This window comes from Pseudomonas sp. RGM2987, from assembly GCF_022952855.1.
GTDB lineage: Bacteria > Pseudomonadota > Gammaproteobacteria > Pseudomonadales > Pseudomonadaceae > Aquipseudomonas.
The window spans coordinates 33699-53127 of sequence record NZ_JALJDX010000190.1 but is presented as its reverse complement, the minus strand read 5'-3'; the positions used below and the strand labels follow the sequence as shown (position 1 = coordinate 53127).

Genomic DNA, 19429 nt, shown 5'->3' with positions numbered 1-19429 from the left:
AACTTCATCGATCGGCGACAAACTCAAACCAGCCCCAACGCCTTCAGCAACATATCGATCATCTTGATCCCCACGAACGGCACCACGATCCCGCCCAGGCCATAGATCAACAGATTGCGCCGCAACAGCGCCGCCGCGCTGGCTGCTTGCACCCGTACCCCACGCAAGGCCAGGGGAATCAACACCACGATGATCAGCGCGTTGAAAACGATCGCCGAGAGAATCGCGCTCTGCGGACTGCTCAGGTGCATCACGTTCAACACCCCAAGCTGCGGATAAATCGAGGCGAACAGCGCCGGCAGGATCGCGAAGTACTTGGCGACGTCGTTGGCGATGGAGAACGTCGTCAGGGCCCCACGGGTCACCAGCAGTTCCTTGCCGATCTGCACCACGTCCAACAACTTGGTCGGGTCGCTGTCGAGATCGACCATGTTCGCCGCCTCCCGCGCTGCCTGGGTGCCGTCGTTCATTGCCATGCCGACATCGGCCTGGGCCAGCGCTGGTGCGTCGTTGGCGCCGTCACCACACATGGCCACCAGCCGACCGTCGTTCTGCTCATGACGAATCCGCGCCAGCTTCTTCTCCGGCGTGGCCTCGGCCAGCACGTCGTCGACGCCCGCCTCTGCGGCAATCGCGGCGGCGGTCAGCGGGTTGTCGCCAGTGACCATCACCGTGCGGATCCCCAACTTGCGCAGTTCGGCAAACCGCTCACGGATGCCGGGCTTGACCACGTCCTTGAGATGAATGACACCCAGCAGCCTGCCGTCCGCGCACACCAACAAGGGCGTACCACCGCTCTGGGCGATCCTGTCGACCTCCCGGGCCAGTGCCGACGGCAACTCGCTGCGCGGCATGCCGATGAAATCCAGCAACGAATCCACGGCGCCCTTGCGGTAAATGCGCCCTTGGTAATCGACACCGGACAAACGGGTTTCGGCGCTGAACGGCACGGCGGTCAGTGACTCGAGGCCCGGCTCGGGCAGCGGATGCAACCCTCGCAGATACTCGACGATGGACTTGCCTTCGGCCGTGTCGTCGGCCAGCGAGGCAAACAGCGCGCCTTCGGCCAGCTCCCTGGCGCTCACCCCAGGGGCGGCATGCACCGCCGCACAGCGACGATTACCAAAGGTGATGGTGCCGGTCTTGTCCAGCATCAGCACATGCACGTCCCCCGCCGCCTCCACCGCGCGACCGGACTTGGCGATCACGTTCAGGCGCACCAGCCGGTCCATCCCGGCGATGCCGATGGCCGACAACAGGCCGCCGATGGTGGTGGGAATCAAGGTCACCAACAGCGCCACCAGGAAGACCAACGGCAAGTTGCCATTGGCGAAATGGGCGAACGGTTGCAGGGTCACCACCACCAACAGGAAGATCAGCGTCAAGCCGATCAGCAGGATATCCAGCGCAACTTCGTTCGGGGTCTTCTGGCGCTTGGCGCCTTCGACCAAGGCGATCATGCGGTCCAGGGTCGACTCGCCCGGGTTGCTGGTAATCCGCACCAGCAACCAATCGGAGACCAGGCGCGTGTTGCCGGTGACGGCCGAGCGATCACCACCGGATTCACGAATGACCGGCGCCGATTCACCGGTAATCGCCGCCTCGTTGACCGCCGCGATGCCCTCGATGACTTCGCCGTCGCCAGGGATCATTTCCCCGGCAGCGACGCGCACCACGTCACCCTTGCGCAAACGCGTGGCCGGGATCACCTCGAAGCCAGCGGCAGTCTGGCGGCGGGCGCTCAGGCCCTCACTGCCGGCCTTGAGACTGTCGGCCCGGGCTTTGCCGCGCCCTTCTGCCAGGGCTTCGGCGAAGTTGGCGAACAACACGGTAAACCAAAGCCACAAGGCGATTTGCGCAGCGACAAAGGTTGGCACGGCGCTGTCGGGAATGAAGCACAACACGGTGGTGAGGATTGCCGTCAGCTCCACCACCAGCATCACCGGAGCGCGGTGCAACTGGCGTGGATCGAGCTTGACGAAGGCTTGCATCAACGCTGGTCGCCACAGGGCTGACAGGTTGGTTTTCGGTTGTTCCGACGCCTTGGCGACGACGGCTTTGCTCATTGGCATATTCATCATCAGCTCCTCAGAAACCCAGGCTCAGGTGTTCGGCAATCGGCCCCAAGGCCAGGGTCGGCAGGAAGGTCAGGCCACCCACCAGCAGGATGGTCACGGTCAGCAGGGTCACAAACAGCGGGCCATGGGTGGGAAAGCTGTTCTGGCCGATCGGCGCGGTTTTCTTCAGCGCCAGGCTGCCCGCCAGTGCCAGCACCGGCAGGATGTAACCGAATCGACCGATCAACATGCCCAGGCCCAGCATCAGGTTGTGAAACGGCGTATTCGCGCTGAAACCGCCGAAGGCCGAACCGTTATTCGCGCCGGCCGAGGTGTAGGCATAGAGCAACTGGCTAAACCCGTGGGCGCCGGGATTGCTCACCGCCGCGGCCGGCCCGGGCAGGCTCGCAGCGATAGCGCCCAGCACCAGCACGCTCACGGGCATCACCAGCAACGTCACCACCAGCAGTTGCACTTCCCTGGCGCCGAGTTTCTTGCCCAGGTACTCCGGAGTGCGGCCGATCATTAGTCCGGCCAGGAACACCGCGATTAACACGTTCAGCAACATCCCGTAGAGACCTGCACCGACGCCGCCGAAGATCACCTCGCCGACCATCATGTTCACCAGCGCCACCATCCCGCTGAGAGGATTGAGGCTGTCGTGCATAGCATTGACCGACCCGTTGGACGCCGCCGTGGTAGTCACCGACCACAACACCGTGGCGGTGGTACCGAAGCGTGACTCCTTGCCTTCCATGGGCGCGGCCTGTTCAACGGCTGGATTGTCCAGGGCCGGGTTGGGCTGGAACTCGGCCCACAACGACGTAGCACCGCCGATCAAGAACAGTGCGAGCATGCAGGCGATGATCGCCCGGCTCTGGCGCAGGTCCTTGACGTAATGGCCGAAGGTGAACACCAGTGCGGCGGGAATCAGAATGATCGAAGCGAGTTCGAACAGATTGCTCCAGGCCGTCGGGTTCTCGAACGGATGCGCGGAGTTGACGCCGAAGAATCCGCCGCCGTTGGTACCCAGCTGCTTGATCGCTATCTGACTGGCGGCCGGCCCCAGGGGAATCACCTGATCCGCGCCCTGCAGCGTCATCCCATGCACATACTGGGCGAAGGTCTGCGGCACGCCCTGCCACACCAGGAACAATGCCAGCAACAAACACAGCGGCAACAGTCCATAGAGGGTGGCGCGGGTCATGTCGACCCAGAAGTTGCCCAGCGTCGCGGCGCTCTTGCGCCCGATCCCGCGACACAGCGCCACCAGCACCGCCAGGCCAGTGGCGGCGCTGACAAAGTTTTGCACGGTCAGGCCAACCATCTGGCTCAGGTAACTCAGCGAAGCTTCACCGCTGTAAGCCTGCCAGTTGGTGTTGGTCATGAAACTGACGGCGGTGTTGAACGCCAGCGTCCACTCCTGGCCCGGGAGGTTCTGCGGGTTGAGCGGTAGGTGATCCTGCAACAGCAGGATGGCGAACAGTAGTAGGAAACCGGCGAGGTTGAACGCCAGCAGCGCCAGCGTGTATTTCTGCCAGCTCTGCTCGGCTTGCGGATCGACGCCGGCGATGCGGTAACAACCGCGCTCGACCGGACCAAGGATCGGCGTCAGCCAGGTGCGCTGGCCTTCCATCACCTTGTAGTAGAAGCGCCCGAGCAACGGCGCCGGCAGCAGGACCACCGCGAAGAAAGCGAGGATCAGCCAATAGTCATAACTGTGCATAGCCGCTCCTAGTTCCGATCCGCGCGCAACAGCGCGACCAGTAGATAAATGAACAGCCCCACTGCCAGCAGCAGTGACACCCCGTCCAGAACGCTCATGGGTTTTTCTCCGTGGTACGGCGTCGTGCCGTGGGTGGAGTGATTGTTGGCAGGGAGGGTGTAAAGGCGCGAGATCGAGAACGGGTTCGGGGGATAAAGAATCTGTAAAGAATGAGCGCAGGCTTTGGCGTGAGGCTGCCCGTGCGGTTCGATACATGCGATGGAACAGGCGTAGTATTGAACCACTGCGAACGAACTTCGCTCATACATGGTAAGCGTGGCGGATCGGGTGAAAGAACACCCACCGGCCCGCCTCAAGGAGAGCCCTATGCCCTGGTATGCCTGGTTGATTCTGATCGTTGCAATCGGCTCGATCGTCGGCGGCCTGATGCTATTGCGCGACACCGCCAACAAGGTCGAACTGACAGAAGAACAGCGTAAGCGCGTTGCCGAACGTAATGCCGAGATGGATGCGAAAGAGGCCAAGGATCGTTGATTTTTAATAGGCCGCAACCGACTCGTGGCGAGGGAGCTTGCTCCCGCTGGAGCGCGAAGCGGCCCCAATCTTTTTGGCGCGGTGTGTCAGGTTGGATTGCGTTGTGACTTGGGGCTGCTACACAGCCCAGCGGGAGCAAGCTCCCTCGCCACAAAAAGCCCCACGCAGGTCGCCGCTGCGCTACTTCTCCCAATCCGCCTTGGCAACCTGCAAACCATGCAGCCCCTTGTAAGCGGCCCGCTCAGGCTGGCTCCAGCCCTTGAGCAATGAATCCTCCAACCGATAGATTTCTACCCCCAGCGGACGACAGACGCTGAGCGGATCCTGCGCATCCGGCCCCCACATTGCCAGCGAAAGATCGCCACCGGGGCAGGTAGACAGCGCGCAGAGCAAATCAATCTCGGCAAAAAACTCCAGGTAATCGCCCTTCTGCGCCGGACAGGCCTTCATGAAGTACATGTCGTCGTGATTGAGTCCGGTGCATTGGAAAATGTTCAACACATCGTGAACGTCGAACTCCGTCAGGCCGTGGGGCAATACCGCACGGGTCAGATTGGAGTGACAATGATGGTGGAAATCCTCACCGGTCAGCATCTTGTTCACGTAGGGGTCGCAGCGTGTACCCAGCAGGTCATGCAACCGCCCGCCATGCTCGTCGATACCGTAGCCGGCGAGGCTGTCGTCGGTGATGGTGACCAAGGGCCGCAGGAAAGGCAGGTTTGACCACAACCGATCATGGGTACTGACATGCGCCCCCTGGAGCTGGCGCGTGCGCGCCGCCCATAACCGCTCCCGCGGATCGTGGGCGTTCCAGACATTGAAGTCGCCTACTTGCGGGCCTACAGGCGTGGTAACACGGAACACATGCCCGGCCGGAACGTGCCAGGCGCGACCGGTACGAATGGGTACTTCGAATTGATCGATCAGCGTGCGCTTGTCCTGCTGGGTGCGGATGCGGTCGTAGAACGGCTTATCCACCTGCAGGGCTGAGCCTTTGCTGGTTTGATAGGCGGCTGGGTAGTCTTTGTACATGGCGCAAGTCCTTGTTCACTGAAGTAGCGGTGGGCAAGCGTTACGAAGAGCTTATCCTGAGGTTGGATCCGGTTATAAAAATCCTTCAGATTTTTACCGTCACCACGCAAAGAAGCCGGTCATATTCGACCGGCCTCACTTGGTTCACGGCTCAGTTCACTTCCAGCTTATCGCGATTCTTGTCCAGCAGCGCCTTGCCAATGCCTTTGACCTCCAGCAACTCATCCACCGATGAAAAGCCTCCATTACTCTCACGATAGGCAACAATCGCCTTGGCCTTGGCTTCACCTATCCCTGACAGCTCGCGCTGCAGCGTAGCGGCGTCAGCCCCATTGAGATCGACCTTGTCACTCTGTGGTTTCGCTGACACTTGCGTAGCCTGCTGCGCGGCCACTGTATCGAGTTTAACCGCCGGTGCAGCAACAACAGCTGCAGAAGCGCTGGTCAGAAGGGCAAAAACCAAAGAGTATAAATAGCCAGTACGCATGAGTGACGCTCCATGACATCAATAAGAGAGAAGCAGCTTTTCCGAAGCTGCCTCTCAAACTTAGGCGATGCTGGACGCCTGTCAAAAATGCGTACGTTACCGTTTGTGTAACAATCAGGGTTCCAACCGACGCTGTTGGTAGATCCAGTCGACGATTTCGCCATCCGGCGAATAACCATTGACGGTCTCGCGCAGAAGCTGGCGCACTCGCCCATAGTCATCACGCTCCACAGCAGCGAGCAGATCGTTCAACTTAAGCTTCAACAGATCCCAAGGCAGATGGTCTTCATTGGCAGTCATAATCATTGGATGTTCCGTCGCGCTGACGTTGTCTCCGATCAACAACTCTTCATACAATTTCTCGCCGGGACGCAGCCCGGTGAACTCGATGGAGATATCGCCTTGGGGATTGCGCTCAGACCGAATACTCAGGCCCGCTAAATGAATCATCTTCTCTGCCAGTTCGGCGATTTTCACCGGTTCCCCCATATCCAACACAAAGACGTCCCCCCCCTGCCCCATCGAACCGGCCTGTATCACCAACTGGGCAGCTTCGGGAATAGTCATGAAGTAGCGGGTTATCTTCGGATGAGTAACGGTCAACGGACCACCGGATTTGATCTGACTATGGAATAGGGGAATCACCGAACCAGATGATCCCAGTACATTGCCGAATCGCACCATGGTAAAACGGGTCTTGTTCACTCGCGAAATATTGGCCTTGTCGCCAAACAATACTGGCGCAACCTCTCGGCTAAGTGCTTGAAGGGTCAACTCTGCCAAGCGCTTGGTGCTGCCCATGACATTCGTCGGTCGGACCGCCTTGTCCGTTGAGATAAGTACGAAATTCGAAACACCCGATTGCAGCGCAGCCTGCGCCGTATTTAGCGTCCCGATGACATTATTCAGCACACCCTCGGCAATGTTGTGCTCGACCATTGGCACATGCTTGTACGCTGCTGCGTGGTAAACGGTGTCCACCTTCCACGTCTTCATTACATCCAGAAGCTTTTCCTGATGCCGGATTGAGCCAAGGATCGATAGAAGACGCACAGGCACCGACTTACGAGTACCTCGCTGTTCCAGCTCCGACAAAATGCTGTAAAGATTAAACTCACTATGTTCGAACAAAATCAGGGTCATCGGCCCCAGTGTGAAAATCTGCCTGCACAGTTCCGATCCGATAGAGCCGCCTGCACCGGTGACCATAACGACCTTGCCCTTGATGCAACGCTCCAGCAAATCAGGTTGGGCTGGCACTGGATCGCGCCCGAGCAGGTCTGCGATATCGACTTCCTGGATATCCTCGACCCTGACCCGGCCACTCGCCAGATCGGTAAAACTTGGGACGCTACGAACATGAAGTGGAAAACCTTCAAGCAGATTGAGGATTTCTCTGCGCCGCGCACGAGTCGATGACGGAAGTGCCAGCAAGATCTCCTGAGCACCGGTAACCTCAATCATCTGCTGGATGTGCTTGGGCTTGAACACCTGCAAACCAGAAATGATCCTGTCGGCAATGTCACTATCGTCATCGATGAAAGCGACCGGTCTCATCACCCGCCCCATGCGTAACGCAGCGACCAGTTGGTTACCCGCTACACCGGCACCGTAAATCGCTACCTTTGTCAGGGCGTCGTCGCGATGGGTGAACGGGACGTGTCTTGCGGCAGTGAACCAGTCCCCCATGAAGTATTGACGCATGGCAAGACGCAGCCCCCCAACCATCACAAGGCTCAACCACCAATAGTTGAAAATAATGGAGCGCGGGATGACTTCCTCGTGGTTGCTGGACCAATACACGATGAAAGCCAGCATCAGGGCGGATAGGCTGACCGCCTTGATGATGGCGATCAATGCATCGTTCCCGAAATAACGCATCACAGCACGATACATGCCAAATCTAATGAACAAGGGTATGGCGACCAGAGGGGCACTGATAAAAAGCCAAGTGTGGACCCGCAAAGGGTTGACCAGTTCTTCGATACCCAGGCGCACGACAAACGCCATCCAGAGTGCAAACGTGACCAGCACGACATCAGCAATCACTTGAAGCGCACGCTTCTGGCGTCGCGGCAGGCGGAGCAGCATCACTCTCAGTCCATCCATACTAGTCAAACTCCTCCGAATCTCTCATATGAACCTCTCGCAAGAGAATCAATGTTGACCTTGATAAACTACGCCTTTGACGTAACGCTGTCGAAGCAGGAAATGGCCGGAAGCTGGAAACCAACTTCAGGAATGCCAGACCTTAGCACTTGATTGACCTCCCCAATATGAAATTGCCATGTGAATGGCGATCCAATAGTGTAAAAAGGCCATCATTAAACAACCTGCTCCCATGTTGCAACCGCACCCCAATGGCTCAACCTGCAGTCAACAGGTAACCTTCACAAGATTTGGCAGCTCGCCCCTTTGCAAGAGAATACGCCTCGTGCAGCAGCTTATGTCGCTCCAGGCGCACATTCGGGTCAGCAGGCGTGCGAAAAAGGGACGTGGTTTTCGGTACATAGGTAAATTGGTTGCCGAAACCATAGCGCAACCATAGATTCCAATCTTCAAGGTTGCTCATATCTGTCTCGAAACCGCCCCGCTGCTGGTAAAGATCACGGCGGAACAACAAGGATTGGATTGGGATAAAATTGTGATCGAGCAAAATATCGTAGTTGTATTCATGCTTGAAATAAGAAGGGGTCTCATGACTGACCTCCGTGTATGTACCATCTGCAGCCGTGACAGTTCCTACTTCCATTGCTAGCGAATATGCCCCGACCGCTGTCGGATTATTCGCCAATGCAGCCACCAATACTTCGACGTGATCAGAAAACAGCAGATCGTCATCATCCAGGAACATACAGTAAGTACCTTTGGCCATTTCAAGGCCAAAATTTCCGGTCACGGAACGCCCGACTTTATCCATGCCGTAATAACGGACGGACGGACTGTCTTGCCTTTGATATTCGGCCACCAACTCCTTCATCGTCTCACCACCGTCCTCTACGATAACCAATTCCACATTAGTGTAGGTCTGATTCAAGACGGATATGATCGCCTGGCGGAGGAACTCGTTACGCTTACGATAGGTTCGAGTGATGATCGTAACCAACGGTGTGACAGCCAATGGCTCGCCTACTTTCCAGAACGCACCGTCACGAATGATTTCGTAATCGAATCCACGAAAAGGAAAGTACACATCCTTACAGGTGCCTTTGCCCAAAAGAAAATGCGGAGCCTTCCGAATAATTTTGCCCACATTGGAAATCACATCCAGCCGCGCACCCGAATAGACCTGAGGTCTGAACAACAATAAAACTTGCAACAGCAACGCACCAAGCCGGTCGCTTAAATCACCATAACGCAAGCGCAGATAAGTGTTGGCCAACGTACTACCAGTGAACTGAACCGGCTTCACATGATTTTCGTGTTCGTATGTGTAATGGTGCACAACCGCCGCTGGGCAGTACTTTAGCAGGTACCCATAGGAGCGGAATCTGTAGGATAATTCGACATCCTCCCCATACATGAATATTTCGCGCTCATATCCACCTACATTCATGTAGGCCGAGCGGCGAATCAAAATACAGGCATGAGAAGACCAATTGGTTTCATGGGTGACAGGATCATAATATTTTGGATGCTCATAAGGTGCCTGACGAAGTTCCCATGACGCAACAGCCCGAACCGTGTCTGAAAGTGCCACAGCCACTACCTTATTTATCGAATCCTGAGCGAAAACGATATCAATATTACTTACCAGAACGAAATCTGCGTGTCCGGTTTTTATAGCTCGATCATGCCCCCGACCAAAACCGACATTCTCGCCCCGAATGATCTTGAAGTCGGCCACATCTTTATCGAGAAGCGTTTTCCAGCGCTGCAATTGCGCAACGGTAGTATCGAGGGAGCCATTGTCAACGAAACACAGCGCAACGCTTTGAAGAGGATAGCTTTGCTTTTTCAGTGACTCGAAAAATCCATCAACCCATTTCGCGCTGTTGTACGTAACTACCGACACATCGATCATCGGCTGAGCATCGACCTTCAGCCCCCTCGGCACTCGATCAAAACGACGTCCGGCCACTGCCTGGATAGCCTTGAGATTCTGCTGCGAATTAAAGATCCGCATGAAGCCGGACCGTACGCCCTTCAGACTGTTTCTGCCCCACATGCGCAAGCCAATGAGAAATGGGAGCCGCTGATAGAGCGGGCGCAATAAGTAACGCAAATACACGCCCCAGCGCTGGACTCGCCAAATCACTGGAAGCAGACGCCGCCCTCCTCTAAGCGGACGGGTCAGCCGCCACGAATTTGAAACCAGGATGCTGGATAGCTGTTCCTTCAAAGATTCGATTTCGGAGCGGAGCGCCTGAACTTCCGTTGCGGTAGCATTACTGTTTATCGAAAGACCATGCTGACTCAAGCTGGACAGCTCCGCAACGAGCTCCCGATTCTTTTCTTCAAGCCAAGCGATATAGGATTGCTGTCGATAGCTCTCAAGATCTGCATCGAAAGGGCTTCGTGACAGATCGGAGGGAACGGCTCCGACAAGACGGCCGAGGTGCGATGACGGCTCAATGAAATGAGCTTCATCAAGAAAATAGTGGGTCCGGGAAAAATCCAGGACTTGCGCCCGAAGTGACCTGGAGCAAGGAGACAACGCTTTATGTTTTTGCCACAACGCCGCGAGGTGCGCTGGTTGGCTAACATCAATAGTCAAGCCGATGTGCGAATAAGGCGCTTTCCCCAACGTGTAAACAGTCTTACCCGCCAGAGCCGCTTCGAAGCCCGCCGACGAGTTGATGGTGAATACAATGTCGGCAGCAGAAATCAGGTCTGTGATGCTCTCATCCTTATCAGCAACCTGAATGTAGGCCGGTAACGTGGGCACTTCGTCCAACGGGTGCGGCTTAACCAATACTCGGAAGCCCGAGTCCTTCACCACATCGTAGACGTGTTGAACATACTCGATCATGCTCGCAAACGGGGACCCCATAATGATGTTGGAGTCGTCCTGCACTTGAAGCAGGATCAGCACCGTGGGAAATTGCGCATCACCGCGAAACCGGTACCTGTCTTCCATTTGCTGTAAATGTTCAAACGCAATGTCGGACGGTGGTTCGAGTTGTTTTGCTTGATAATTTGCAAACTCCGTGCTGAAGCCACTGCGCACGTTGACACCGCGGCTGTCCGAATAATACGCCATTGGATTCGGCGCTCGGAGCATACCCAGCTCGTTGAACAACAAAGGGATCTCTTTAGTAGCACAGGCTGCCTCAAGACTGCCGTCATGATTCCAGCAGAACACCAGATCAGGTGACACAGTTTCAATCAGCGATTCAACGAATCGGTCATGAAATGCCAACGGTTGGCTGTTGAGCAGACACGTCCAATGACTCATCCAGTCGGGATCGTTTTCCCCCGGGTAATCAAAGCCCAGTGAAGCTGGACTGATCCACGTATGGCTAAACTGCGGATATTCGTCCCTTAGCGCGTCAGAACCGACGAAAACACATTCCCAGCCATCGTTGGCAAACTTGTTCGCCAGTGGCAAGTATACGTCGACTATGCTGCTGAATAACGTTGGTTGCTCTCTCAAAATCAACGGAAGCGTGTAGAAAACGACACGCTTAAACTTCCTTGACGCCACGCGTACTGCTGGATCACCCGCTGCGATACTATTCGGAACGATGTTGAATTTGACTACCGCATTCGCAGCAACGATGGACCCTTTCCCAACGACTGCGCCTGCCAGAACCGATACATTGGTGCCGATCCAGACATCATCTTCAATCGCTACTTCTGCCAATCTCAGGCCTTGATCCTTGATCGGAGTCTGCAAATTGTATCGGTGCGTAGATGAAGTAATGGAAACGTTCGGCGCGATCATCACGTTCTTACCGATGGTAACCTTTCCGCTCCCATTCACCCAGGCACCATAATTGATGATAGTACCCGACGAGACACGCAAATGACCGCCAGCACCACACTCTATGACGACGTTATCTCTGATTTCGACGTCGTCCTCAATGACGCAAACAGCCGTTTCATCTACATGAAATTTAACCGTATCCGCAATCTTCGCCTTACCGATCTCAAGCATGATTAAGCACTCTTTACAACATTTACTGTTGACGGACAGTAAGCAACGCCAACGATTTGACGCCCACCAGAAACCACTAATTTTCGTATTGGCCAGCGCTGGTCAAGTTCAACCCGCTCACCGTCCAGGCTGGCCATTCCAATAAATAGAAAATATACCCCGGGCGCCAGATTCAAAGAGAAATTGAAACTTACTCTGTAGGCTCCTTTTTGGAAAGCTACCTTGCAGCCTGCCAGCAGTGTATTGTCACCTGCTACATCAACACCTTTAGCGTCGCGAAGTGAGTAGCCAATCACTACGTTATGCAGCTCGGTAAAAGACTGCACATAGCAATTCATAGTGACATCTTCGGTAGGCTCGAACTGATTACTTAGAGTGCCATCGGCTGCAGAAAATTCAACAGCATTGATTTTTGCCAAACCAGAACCAAACCGTACTTCAGAGATATCACCCAACTCCTCCCCATAGGCAATATCGGCGTGATGCGCTTCGTCCGCTCCGGTTAATACCGAGTTGCTATTACGCACCTTTTTCTCATAATTCTTGGTAGCGGCTAATACATCTGAACTGTACTCAAGGATCTGGCCGTCCTGCATAACAATGACCGCCTGACAAAACCTGAGGACAGACTGCGTGTCGTGGGACACAAACAAAATAGTCGTGCCGCGCTCCTGCATGCTTTTCATCTTGAGCATGCATTTAAGCTGGAAACCCGCGTCACCTACGCTTAAAGCCTCATCGACGATTAATACGTCAGGTTCGACATTGATCGCCACCGAGAAGGCGAGACGCGCAAACATTCCACTGCTATACATACGCACGGGCTGATTGACAAAATCACCGATGTCCGCGAACTCCAGAATGGCAGCAATCCGAACCTGCATCTCGGAGTGGGAATACCCCATGAGGGCACCTTGGAAGTAAATATTTTCCACGCCGGTGTAGTCCGGATTAAAACCGGCTCCCAGCTCCAACAACGAAGCAACCCGACCGACCACCTCGACCTCACCGCTCGAAGGGGTCAGCACGCCGGTAAGTATCTTCAGCAAGGTGCTTTTACCGGCTCCGTTCTTACCAAGAATACCGACGGTTTGCCCTTTCCTGACAGTAAAGGAGACGTCGGTCAACGCATTGAAATCGTGGTGCCTGTGTTTACCGAAAAGCGACAGCGCCTCGATCAACCTATCGACGGGTTTGTTGTAAAGCCTATATACCTTGCTCACGTTCTGAACGCGGATCGCGTGCTCGTTCAATGCGCTCATCACAAAACATCCGCAAAATGAGGTTTTAATTTTTTGAACGTGCGCCAACCCACCAGCGTCAGGAACACCAGAATTCCCCAGAAGACCAAGGTCTGGGTTGGCCGCTCCCAGAACCATACCTCCCGGATGAGCGAATCTCTGAATCCTTCAACAATATAGGCAAAAGGGTTCAGTCTAAGGTACGCAGCAGCTTGCCCCTGAACTACGTCTATATCCCAAAAAACTGGAGTCAACCAGAAGCCAAATTGCGTACCCATTGCCACAATCTGGCCCAGGTCAGGAAAGAAAATAACCACCGAACTTGTAATCCAGGCAATCGCTAACAGCAGCATAAACAAACAGGCAATGTAATAACCGATTTGCAACCAATGGATACTTGGCGCATATCCATAAACCACAAACAACATGAGAAGCAGCAGTACGAAAAAAGCGTGTACAAGGAGCGCGGAGCTGAGCTTCACTAACGGCAGTAAAGAAACCTTGAATACTATTTTCTTCACCAGAAAGCTGTTTTCCTTGACCGCCGTACAGCCAGCGTTCAAGGCTTCGACCACAAAAAACCAAGGGACCAGACCGCAGACCAACCACAGAACAAAAGGAAAATCACCGTGGGGAGCGGCCTTGAAACCAAATTGGAACACAAACCACAAAATGATTGTCGTGGCGCATGGCTGGATAAACACCCATAGAAACCCCAAATAATTGGTCAAGTAGCGCGCACGCAGATCATTTGAAATCAAACTCACTAGAATCCTGCGATCTGAGAGTATTTCTTTGAGCCAGCTCATCGCCACGCGCCTTGAATAACTAATATATTCATTACTACCTGCAACCCACCATCTAAAATCATCAGCTATCCGACTTCATCGGATCCAAACCAGTACTGATCGCCGGGGAAAACGAAGCTCTCGATTCGCCTACATTCTCAAGACGCCTAAATTCGGCCTTCGGTTTAAATTTCAATGCATGTTTTTCAATAAAATGCCATGACACGTATCCTAGCAATAGCGTTATCACCACGGTGCTGGTCAGATACACTGGGTACGAAATACTCGAAAATTTGAACAGCACAAACTGCTGTACAGGGAATGCGTATATGTACACGCCATAAGAACAATCACCGACTCGATTGATCCAACTTCCCAGGCGGCTGTGGGACAAGCCGTAAGCCAGTACAATGTAAGGCAAGGCTAGCCACAGCAGGAATTTGGAAACTGCAAGATATGGCGCCAACAATATCGTCGCCATGACCAGGACGCACACCCCCGATAAGCTGAACCATCGTTCCAATCGCCACTTTGCGTAGCACGCGCCGATGAGGAAATAGATACCGGTCAGGAAAATATTCCGGACATCGGTGCCGTATATGACTGTCGGAGGGGCGCCCGCCCAGCACCAAAAAATAACGACGAGCATGAACAACCCAGTGGCCACCGTGTAGACCCAACGGCCACTGCGGAAAAGGATTCCCAATCCCATAACGACCAGGTACATGAAAAACTCGACAGGTAGGCTCCATAGGGAGCCATTGACTGCGTTTGGCACCCTTGCATGCTCAAGAACCCCCGGCAAATAAAAAACCGGGCTCAGAATAATATTTTTGAGATAAGGCAAGAATTGCGGATGCGCGAAGTACTCGCCGATGCTCAAAGTTGTAAAAATCGGGCCGAGAACCAACATGCTTATCAGCACAACCACAATTAAAGCAGGAAAAATCCGCAATGAGCGCTTGCTCAGAAAATCGATTGCCGATGGCGTAGAGTCCCAACTTTTTACTATCAGATAACCACTAATAATGAAAAATATATCTATACCTATATCACCATAAGAGCTCAAACCGAGAAAACCAGGCGGCGAACTCCCATAAAAAATAAAAGAATGCGCATACAGAACCATTAATGCGGCAATAAGCCGAAGCAAATTTAAATTATTGTCTTTATGCAACATGCATAACGCTCCAACTTATCTACCTTACCTGAACTTGTCGCTTTTCCTGAATGACGATGCGTAGCTAAATATTACTTAGTCCGCACCAAAACGATCCTTGGCAATCCCGACTCGTACAATGACCGTGGATCATACCATTATTCCGCGACTTCTCACCTTTCAGCGTCCCTCGGACATTCGCAGACGATTCAAATAGATGAAAGGGTCTCCCGGGTGCCTGCTTTAAACAGCGCAGCCAGGCAGAGCAAAGGAGCGTAGGCGATGACCAATCCGGTAATACCGGATACATACCCCGACGCCACTGCTACAGCCCAAGGCAGCAGCCAGAACACATTGAGCCCGACGACTCCCAGCGTCACCTTCTTGTGGCTACCATATCGACGGGACGCGTACTGATAAGCATGGCTTCGATGAGCCTGGTAAATCTTGTCTCCACTGATAAGTCGCCGGCAAAGCGTCCATGTCGAGTCAACAATGAAGACTCCCAGCAAAATAACCCAGCTCCACAGGAATTCGGATTCCACGGCACCTGCATGCAATGAAAGAATCCCGAGGGAAACACCTAGAAAACCGCTTCCGGCATCGCCCATAAAGATGCGTGCCGGTGGAAAATTCCAGCACAGGAACCCCGCCACCGCCGCGCCTAGAAGCAGAGCCCCCCAAAGCGGCTCGACTTGCCCCGTGATCAGGCAAATAAGTGCGCCGCCGAAACAGACGATCAATGCCTCAGCACTGGCCAAGCCATCAATACCGTCCATGAAATTGTAGAGATTCAACATCCATACCAAGTAAATTACGGCCAGTGCGTGGCCGAGCCAGCCCAGATCAATTGGCGTACTGATGAATTTCAATGGCGGCAGCCCGCCTAGCCAATACATGGCCCAGATAGCTGCCGTAAAATGTCCAAGCAAGCGCCATCTTGCCGCGATGTGCCCATGGTCATCGGCGAACCCTACAAAAGCAACCAACAGGCCGCTTCCCAGCATGGCATACATCGTCCCATCATCCATCCACCCTGAGACACCGAGAACAGGCAGGGTGGCAAGGAAACTGAACACTATCGCCATACCTCCGCCGCGAGGCGTTGGCACCGAATGAGAACTTCGCTCGTTAGGGATATCCATCAGGCTTTTTGACAAAGCATAACGACGCAGTAACCAGGTAAGCCCCCAGGAAGCGATGAGAACGCTGAGGAACACTGCGGCAAACATCATGTTGCTTGCCTCAGCTGGATAAGCGGTAGGTCACTGACTAAACATCGGAACTCAAAAAAGGAACAAAAACTCACTACCGTTGTGCGACACCTGGAGCGCAAGTTCGCCATCCACTCAGATTCCATCGACAAAAGCAGCCAGTAACAGGCCTAGATTGCCTGCGACGGTCTGCCTGTACACACTGGAACGTCTTAACCAATAAAGCCGTTTCAGCCCTCTCTGCTGACGCGCTTTTTTAAAACAGTCAAAAATACTGTGGTTTGCAGGCGTGAGTTTCTCACCGATCAATGCGAGTGCCGCGATATTCGTCTCGTTCCAGCGACGGAACCGACCGCGAAACACCATACGGATCCGCGTGATCCGACTGGCCAGGCTTGAGTTAGAGCCGATGATGTTCCCTCCATGCTGACGGTAAAGCATCGACGGTCGAGCGTCATAACATACTCGCCCACCTACCCCGGAAATGGCCAGATACGCCCACCAATCGTGAGCAACGACTGATTTTTCCACGGCAGCACTAATTGTCTGACAACCTACTTGATTGAACACCATGGTGTTTCCGCCGGCAATGTTCTGGACCAACGCGTTGGCAAACGCGGCCGGATGCTTGAACAACGGGGAGAAGCCTATGGATACGCCTTGTTCATCAATCAACTCGGTGCGGGTGCAATACAAAGCCGCATGATCTGACGGTTGCAGGTCGAGCCACGTAATAGCCCGCTCCAATTTGTCTTCCCGCCACACGTCATCCTGATCTGCCCAGGCATAAAACTTTGAATGCCCTTCACACTTGGCCGTGAGCGTCATGAAGTTTGCGGCAAAACCTTTCTTCGGGCCTTTCAGTAGCACCAGGCGCCCCTCTCCCCACCGAGCCCTGTACTGTTCGAGAATACCCAGAGTATCGTCGACCGAGCCATCATCTGAGACGATGACCCGCCAATCGCCAAACGTCTGCTTTTCAATAGAATCCAGTTGTTGCTTAAGGAATCGAGCGCCATTAAAGGTACAAAGCAATACCGAAACCCTGGCAGGAGAAAAAGGTATAAGCTCCTCTTCGCAATGAGACTCGTCGGAATCACCGTCCACGTGTGCAGGTTTAAACGAAGCTACCACTGTACCTCCCATCGCGTTGAAAAATCCTAAATCCATCCAGCCACATCAACGCTCACGTTGTTTGAAGCCGATAGCAGTCCTTCGCAAAGCAGAAGCCGCATCTATTCTTGGCTTCCAGTTCAAACGCTCACAGGTTTTTGATATATCCACCTGAAGTGAATTACACAACCGCCCTATCGACGCCTCCTTTCTCAGCACACGCCCTATTCCCAGCAACAGCCGCTGAGGGACAGGTAGCAGGCGAGCCTTCTTGTCCAACCCGATACTCAATTCCCTTAAAAGACGAGTGGTCGATATATCCTCGTTATCACTGACCAGAAAGATCTGCCCCGCTGCGCCGGGGTGATCGATACACACGATGATAAGATCGACCAGGTTCTCCATCGAGACCAGGCTACGCAGATTGGTAACCGCACCAAACGGCAGCGGAACCCCTTTATTCAACCATTTCAACATCACAAGGAAATTTGCCTTGACGCCGTCTCCGTAAATCAGCGGCGGCCGGATGATAACAATTTCCATCCCCGTTTCCCGCCCGATTTCCATCAAGGCAAGTTCGGCTTCAAGCTTAGATACGCCATAAGGGTCCACAGGCGCCGGGCTGTCATCCGCAGTGAACGGAGCCCCCGGGGACGTCTGCTCGCCGTTCACTTTGATCGAGCTGATAAAAATAAACCGTTTCACCCCACAGCTTGCCGCATGCCTTGCCAGATTTTCCGTCGCTTGAACGTTAATCTGTCGAAAGGAAGTAAGCGGATCTTCCGCACTTTCGTTCATCACATGCACACGCGCAGCACAATGCACCAGTACCTGGATATCCGATAGCGGAGGCCATTCCTTGGGGCGATTCAAATCTAACGTCAAAACTTGGCACAGCGTATTCAATCCAATCGTGCGACGAGACGTCCCAACAGGGATGAATCTCTTGCTGGCCAGAAGCTCCAGGATCAGCGACTCTCCGACAAAGCCACCCGCCCCGGTTACCAATACACGTGGCGACGTCATGGATAACTTCTCCCTAGTAGAACTGCCGCCCAACATACAACAAAAAACAGGAGCTTATCTCTTAGCCGTCGCCTGCAACGTGCGGCATTAAACGAAAGTCGTATCAACTGCATGCGGCCCAGCGAATACCAACTGGAAACGAACGGATCCTTGTCCAGCCCAACGAGTGAGACAATCAATTTAACTTGCCTGAACCACCAACCTTGATGAATACGCCTGAAGCGGGCGATCAAAGGTCGTATGCCTTTGTTCGCTCCCACTTGGTTATTCGAATGCTGTCGATACTCCATTGAAGGTTTCGGATCGATGTACCAGCTATAACCATGGCACCGGGCGAAGGCATAGCAATACCAATCGTGCAAACTTACTTGTTGAAGCAAATCCCAATTGGCAAGCATCGAGCTTTTCATTGATTCCGCCAGCTCCCTACGCAGCACATAAGTACAGCCGGGGCCAGCTGCTTCAAATATGAAATCCCATTGCGCCTGTGGCTGAGCCTTGTCCAGAAGGTGCCTGTCGCCATTGGGCCACATAGCCGTCACGTTGCTGGAATAAGCCTGAGCCTGCCGCAACTCCAATGCGTGGACCGCTCGCTCAAGCTTATCGATATGCCAAATGTCGTCCTGATCCGAAAAAGCGATGAAGTCAAAGCCGCTGAAATCAACATCACGAAACAGGCGGAAAAAATTGCGCGAAGCCCCACCGAAATGGCCCGCAGGGGGCAACAAGACCACATTGCCATAGCGTTGTGCGGCCTCTGCGCACCATTGCTCCGTCCCATCGTTGGACGGGTCAACACTGATATAAACGGTTACATGGACCGTAGATTGACAGAGGATCGAATCCAACTGCTCCCCGATCCAGCGCATTCCATTGTAGGCGGCCAATAAAACTGCGACTCGAGGCGGCACTATTGGCATATCAGTCCAAACACCGGTGGAACATGAATGTA

The 19429-nt window shown here is 54.0% G+C and carries 15 protein-coding genes; 1 reads left to right on the top strand and 14 read right to left on the bottom strand.

Annotation, left to right across the window (positions count from 1 at the left end; genetic code table 11):
• Nucleotides 1–23 precede the first annotated feature (23 nt).
• The 3 genes from kdpB to kdpF are packed head-to-tail and all read right to left on the bottom strand — an operon-like array spanning nt 24 to nt 3881.
• On the bottom strand, nt 24–2078 hold the full coding sequence (gene kdpB / locus RGM2987_RS13025; protein WP_245141674.1) for a potassium-transporting ATPase subunit KdpB: 2055 nt from the start codon (nt 2076–2078) through the stop codon (nt 24–26).
• Between the two features lie 10 nt (nt 2079–2088).
• Nucleotides 2089–3783, bottom strand: a complete 1695-nt coding sequence (kdpA, locus tag RGM2987_RS13020; protein ID WP_245141671.1) for a potassium-transporting ATPase subunit KdpA — start codon at nt 3781–3783, stop codon at nt 2089–2091.
• An 8-nt stretch (nt 3784–3791) separates the two neighbouring features.
• Nucleotides 3792–3881: a K(+)-transporting ATPase subunit F gene (gene kdpF, locus RGM2987_RS13015; RefSeq protein ID WP_007899818.1), complete on the bottom strand. Its 90-nt coding sequence runs from the start codon at nt 3879–3881 to the stop codon at nt 3792–3794.
• 268 nt (nt 3882–4149) lie between these two features.
• Between kdpF and RGM2987_RS13010 the strand changes: the two genes are divergently transcribed.
• Nucleotides 4150–4317 (top strand): DUF2897 family protein, encoded by a 168-nt coding sequence (locus RGM2987_RS13010; RefSeq protein ID WP_144927160.1) that lies wholly within the window; start codon nt 4150–4152, stop codon nt 4315–4317.
• A gap of 180 nt (nt 4318–4497) precedes the next feature.
• Here the strand turns inward: RGM2987_RS13010 and RGM2987_RS13005 are convergent, their stop codons facing one another.
• From RGM2987_RS13005 to RGM2987_RS12955, 11 genes are all read right to left on the bottom strand, one after another.
• Nucleotides 4498–5349, bottom strand: coding sequence for a DUF1989 domain-containing protein (locus RGM2987_RS13005; protein WP_245141669.1), 852 nt, complete (start codon nt 5347–5349; stop codon nt 4498–4500).
• A 151-nt stretch (nt 5350–5500) separates the two neighbouring features.
• The gene (locus RGM2987_RS13000; protein ID WP_245141666.1) at nt 5501–5836 is read right to left on the bottom strand and encodes a helix-hairpin-helix domain-containing protein; all 336 of its coding nucleotides are present in this window, start codon (nt 5834–5836) and stop codon (nt 5501–5503) included.
• A 114-nt stretch (nt 5837–5950) separates the two neighbouring features.
• On the bottom strand, nt 5951–7945 hold the full coding sequence (locus RGM2987_RS12995; RefSeq protein ID WP_245141662.1) for a nucleoside-diphosphate sugar epimerase/dehydratase: 1995 nt from the start codon (nt 7943–7945) through the stop codon (nt 5951–5953).
• 256 nt (nt 7946–8201) lie between these two features.
• On the bottom strand, nt 8202–11936 hold the full coding sequence (locus RGM2987_RS12990; RefSeq protein ID WP_245141660.1) for a glycosyltransferase: 3735 nt from the start codon (nt 11934–11936) through the stop codon (nt 8202–8204).
• 2 nt (nt 11937–11938) lie between these two features.
• Nucleotides 11939–13198 carry an ABC transporter ATP-binding protein gene (locus RGM2987_RS12985; RefSeq protein ID WP_245141658.1) on the bottom strand — a complete coding sequence of 420 codons (1260 nt, stop codon included), beginning with the start codon at nt 13196–13198 and terminating at the stop codon, nt 11939–11941.
• Complete coding sequence (locus RGM2987_RS12980) at nt 13198–13986, bottom strand: ABC transporter permease (RefSeq protein ID WP_245141655.1); 789 nt, start codon at nt 13984–13986, stop codon at nt 13198–13200. The genes RGM2987_RS12985 and RGM2987_RS12980 overlap by 1 nt, the downstream gene beginning before the upstream one ends.
• 61 nt (nt 13987–14047) lie before the next feature.
• Nucleotides 14048–15145: an acyltransferase gene (locus RGM2987_RS12975; protein WP_245141652.1), complete on the bottom strand. Its 1098-nt coding sequence runs from the start codon at nt 15143–15145 to the stop codon at nt 14048–14050.
• A 188-nt stretch (nt 15146–15333) separates the two neighbouring features.
• Nucleotides 15334–16359, bottom strand: a complete 1026-nt coding sequence (locus tag RGM2987_RS12970; RefSeq protein ID WP_245141650.1) for a glycosyltransferase family 4 protein — start codon at nt 16357–16359, stop codon at nt 15334–15336.
• 114 nt (nt 16360–16473) lie between these two features.
• Nucleotides 16474–17508, bottom strand: coding sequence for a glycosyltransferase family 2 protein (locus RGM2987_RS12965; RefSeq protein WP_245141648.1), 1035 nt, complete (start codon nt 17506–17508; stop codon nt 16474–16476).
• Between the two features lie 9 nt (nt 17509–17517).
• Entirely contained in the window at nt 17518–18477 is a 960-nt protein-coding gene (locus tag RGM2987_RS12960) for an SDR family oxidoreductase (RefSeq protein WP_245141645.1), read from the bottom strand.
• On the bottom strand, nt 18474–19397 hold the full coding sequence (locus tag RGM2987_RS12955; RefSeq protein WP_245141678.1) for a glycosyltransferase: 924 nt from the start codon (nt 19395–19397) through the stop codon (nt 18474–18476). The genes RGM2987_RS12960 and RGM2987_RS12955 overlap by 4 nt, the downstream gene beginning before the upstream one ends.
• Nucleotides 19398–19429 lie beyond the last annotated feature (32 nt).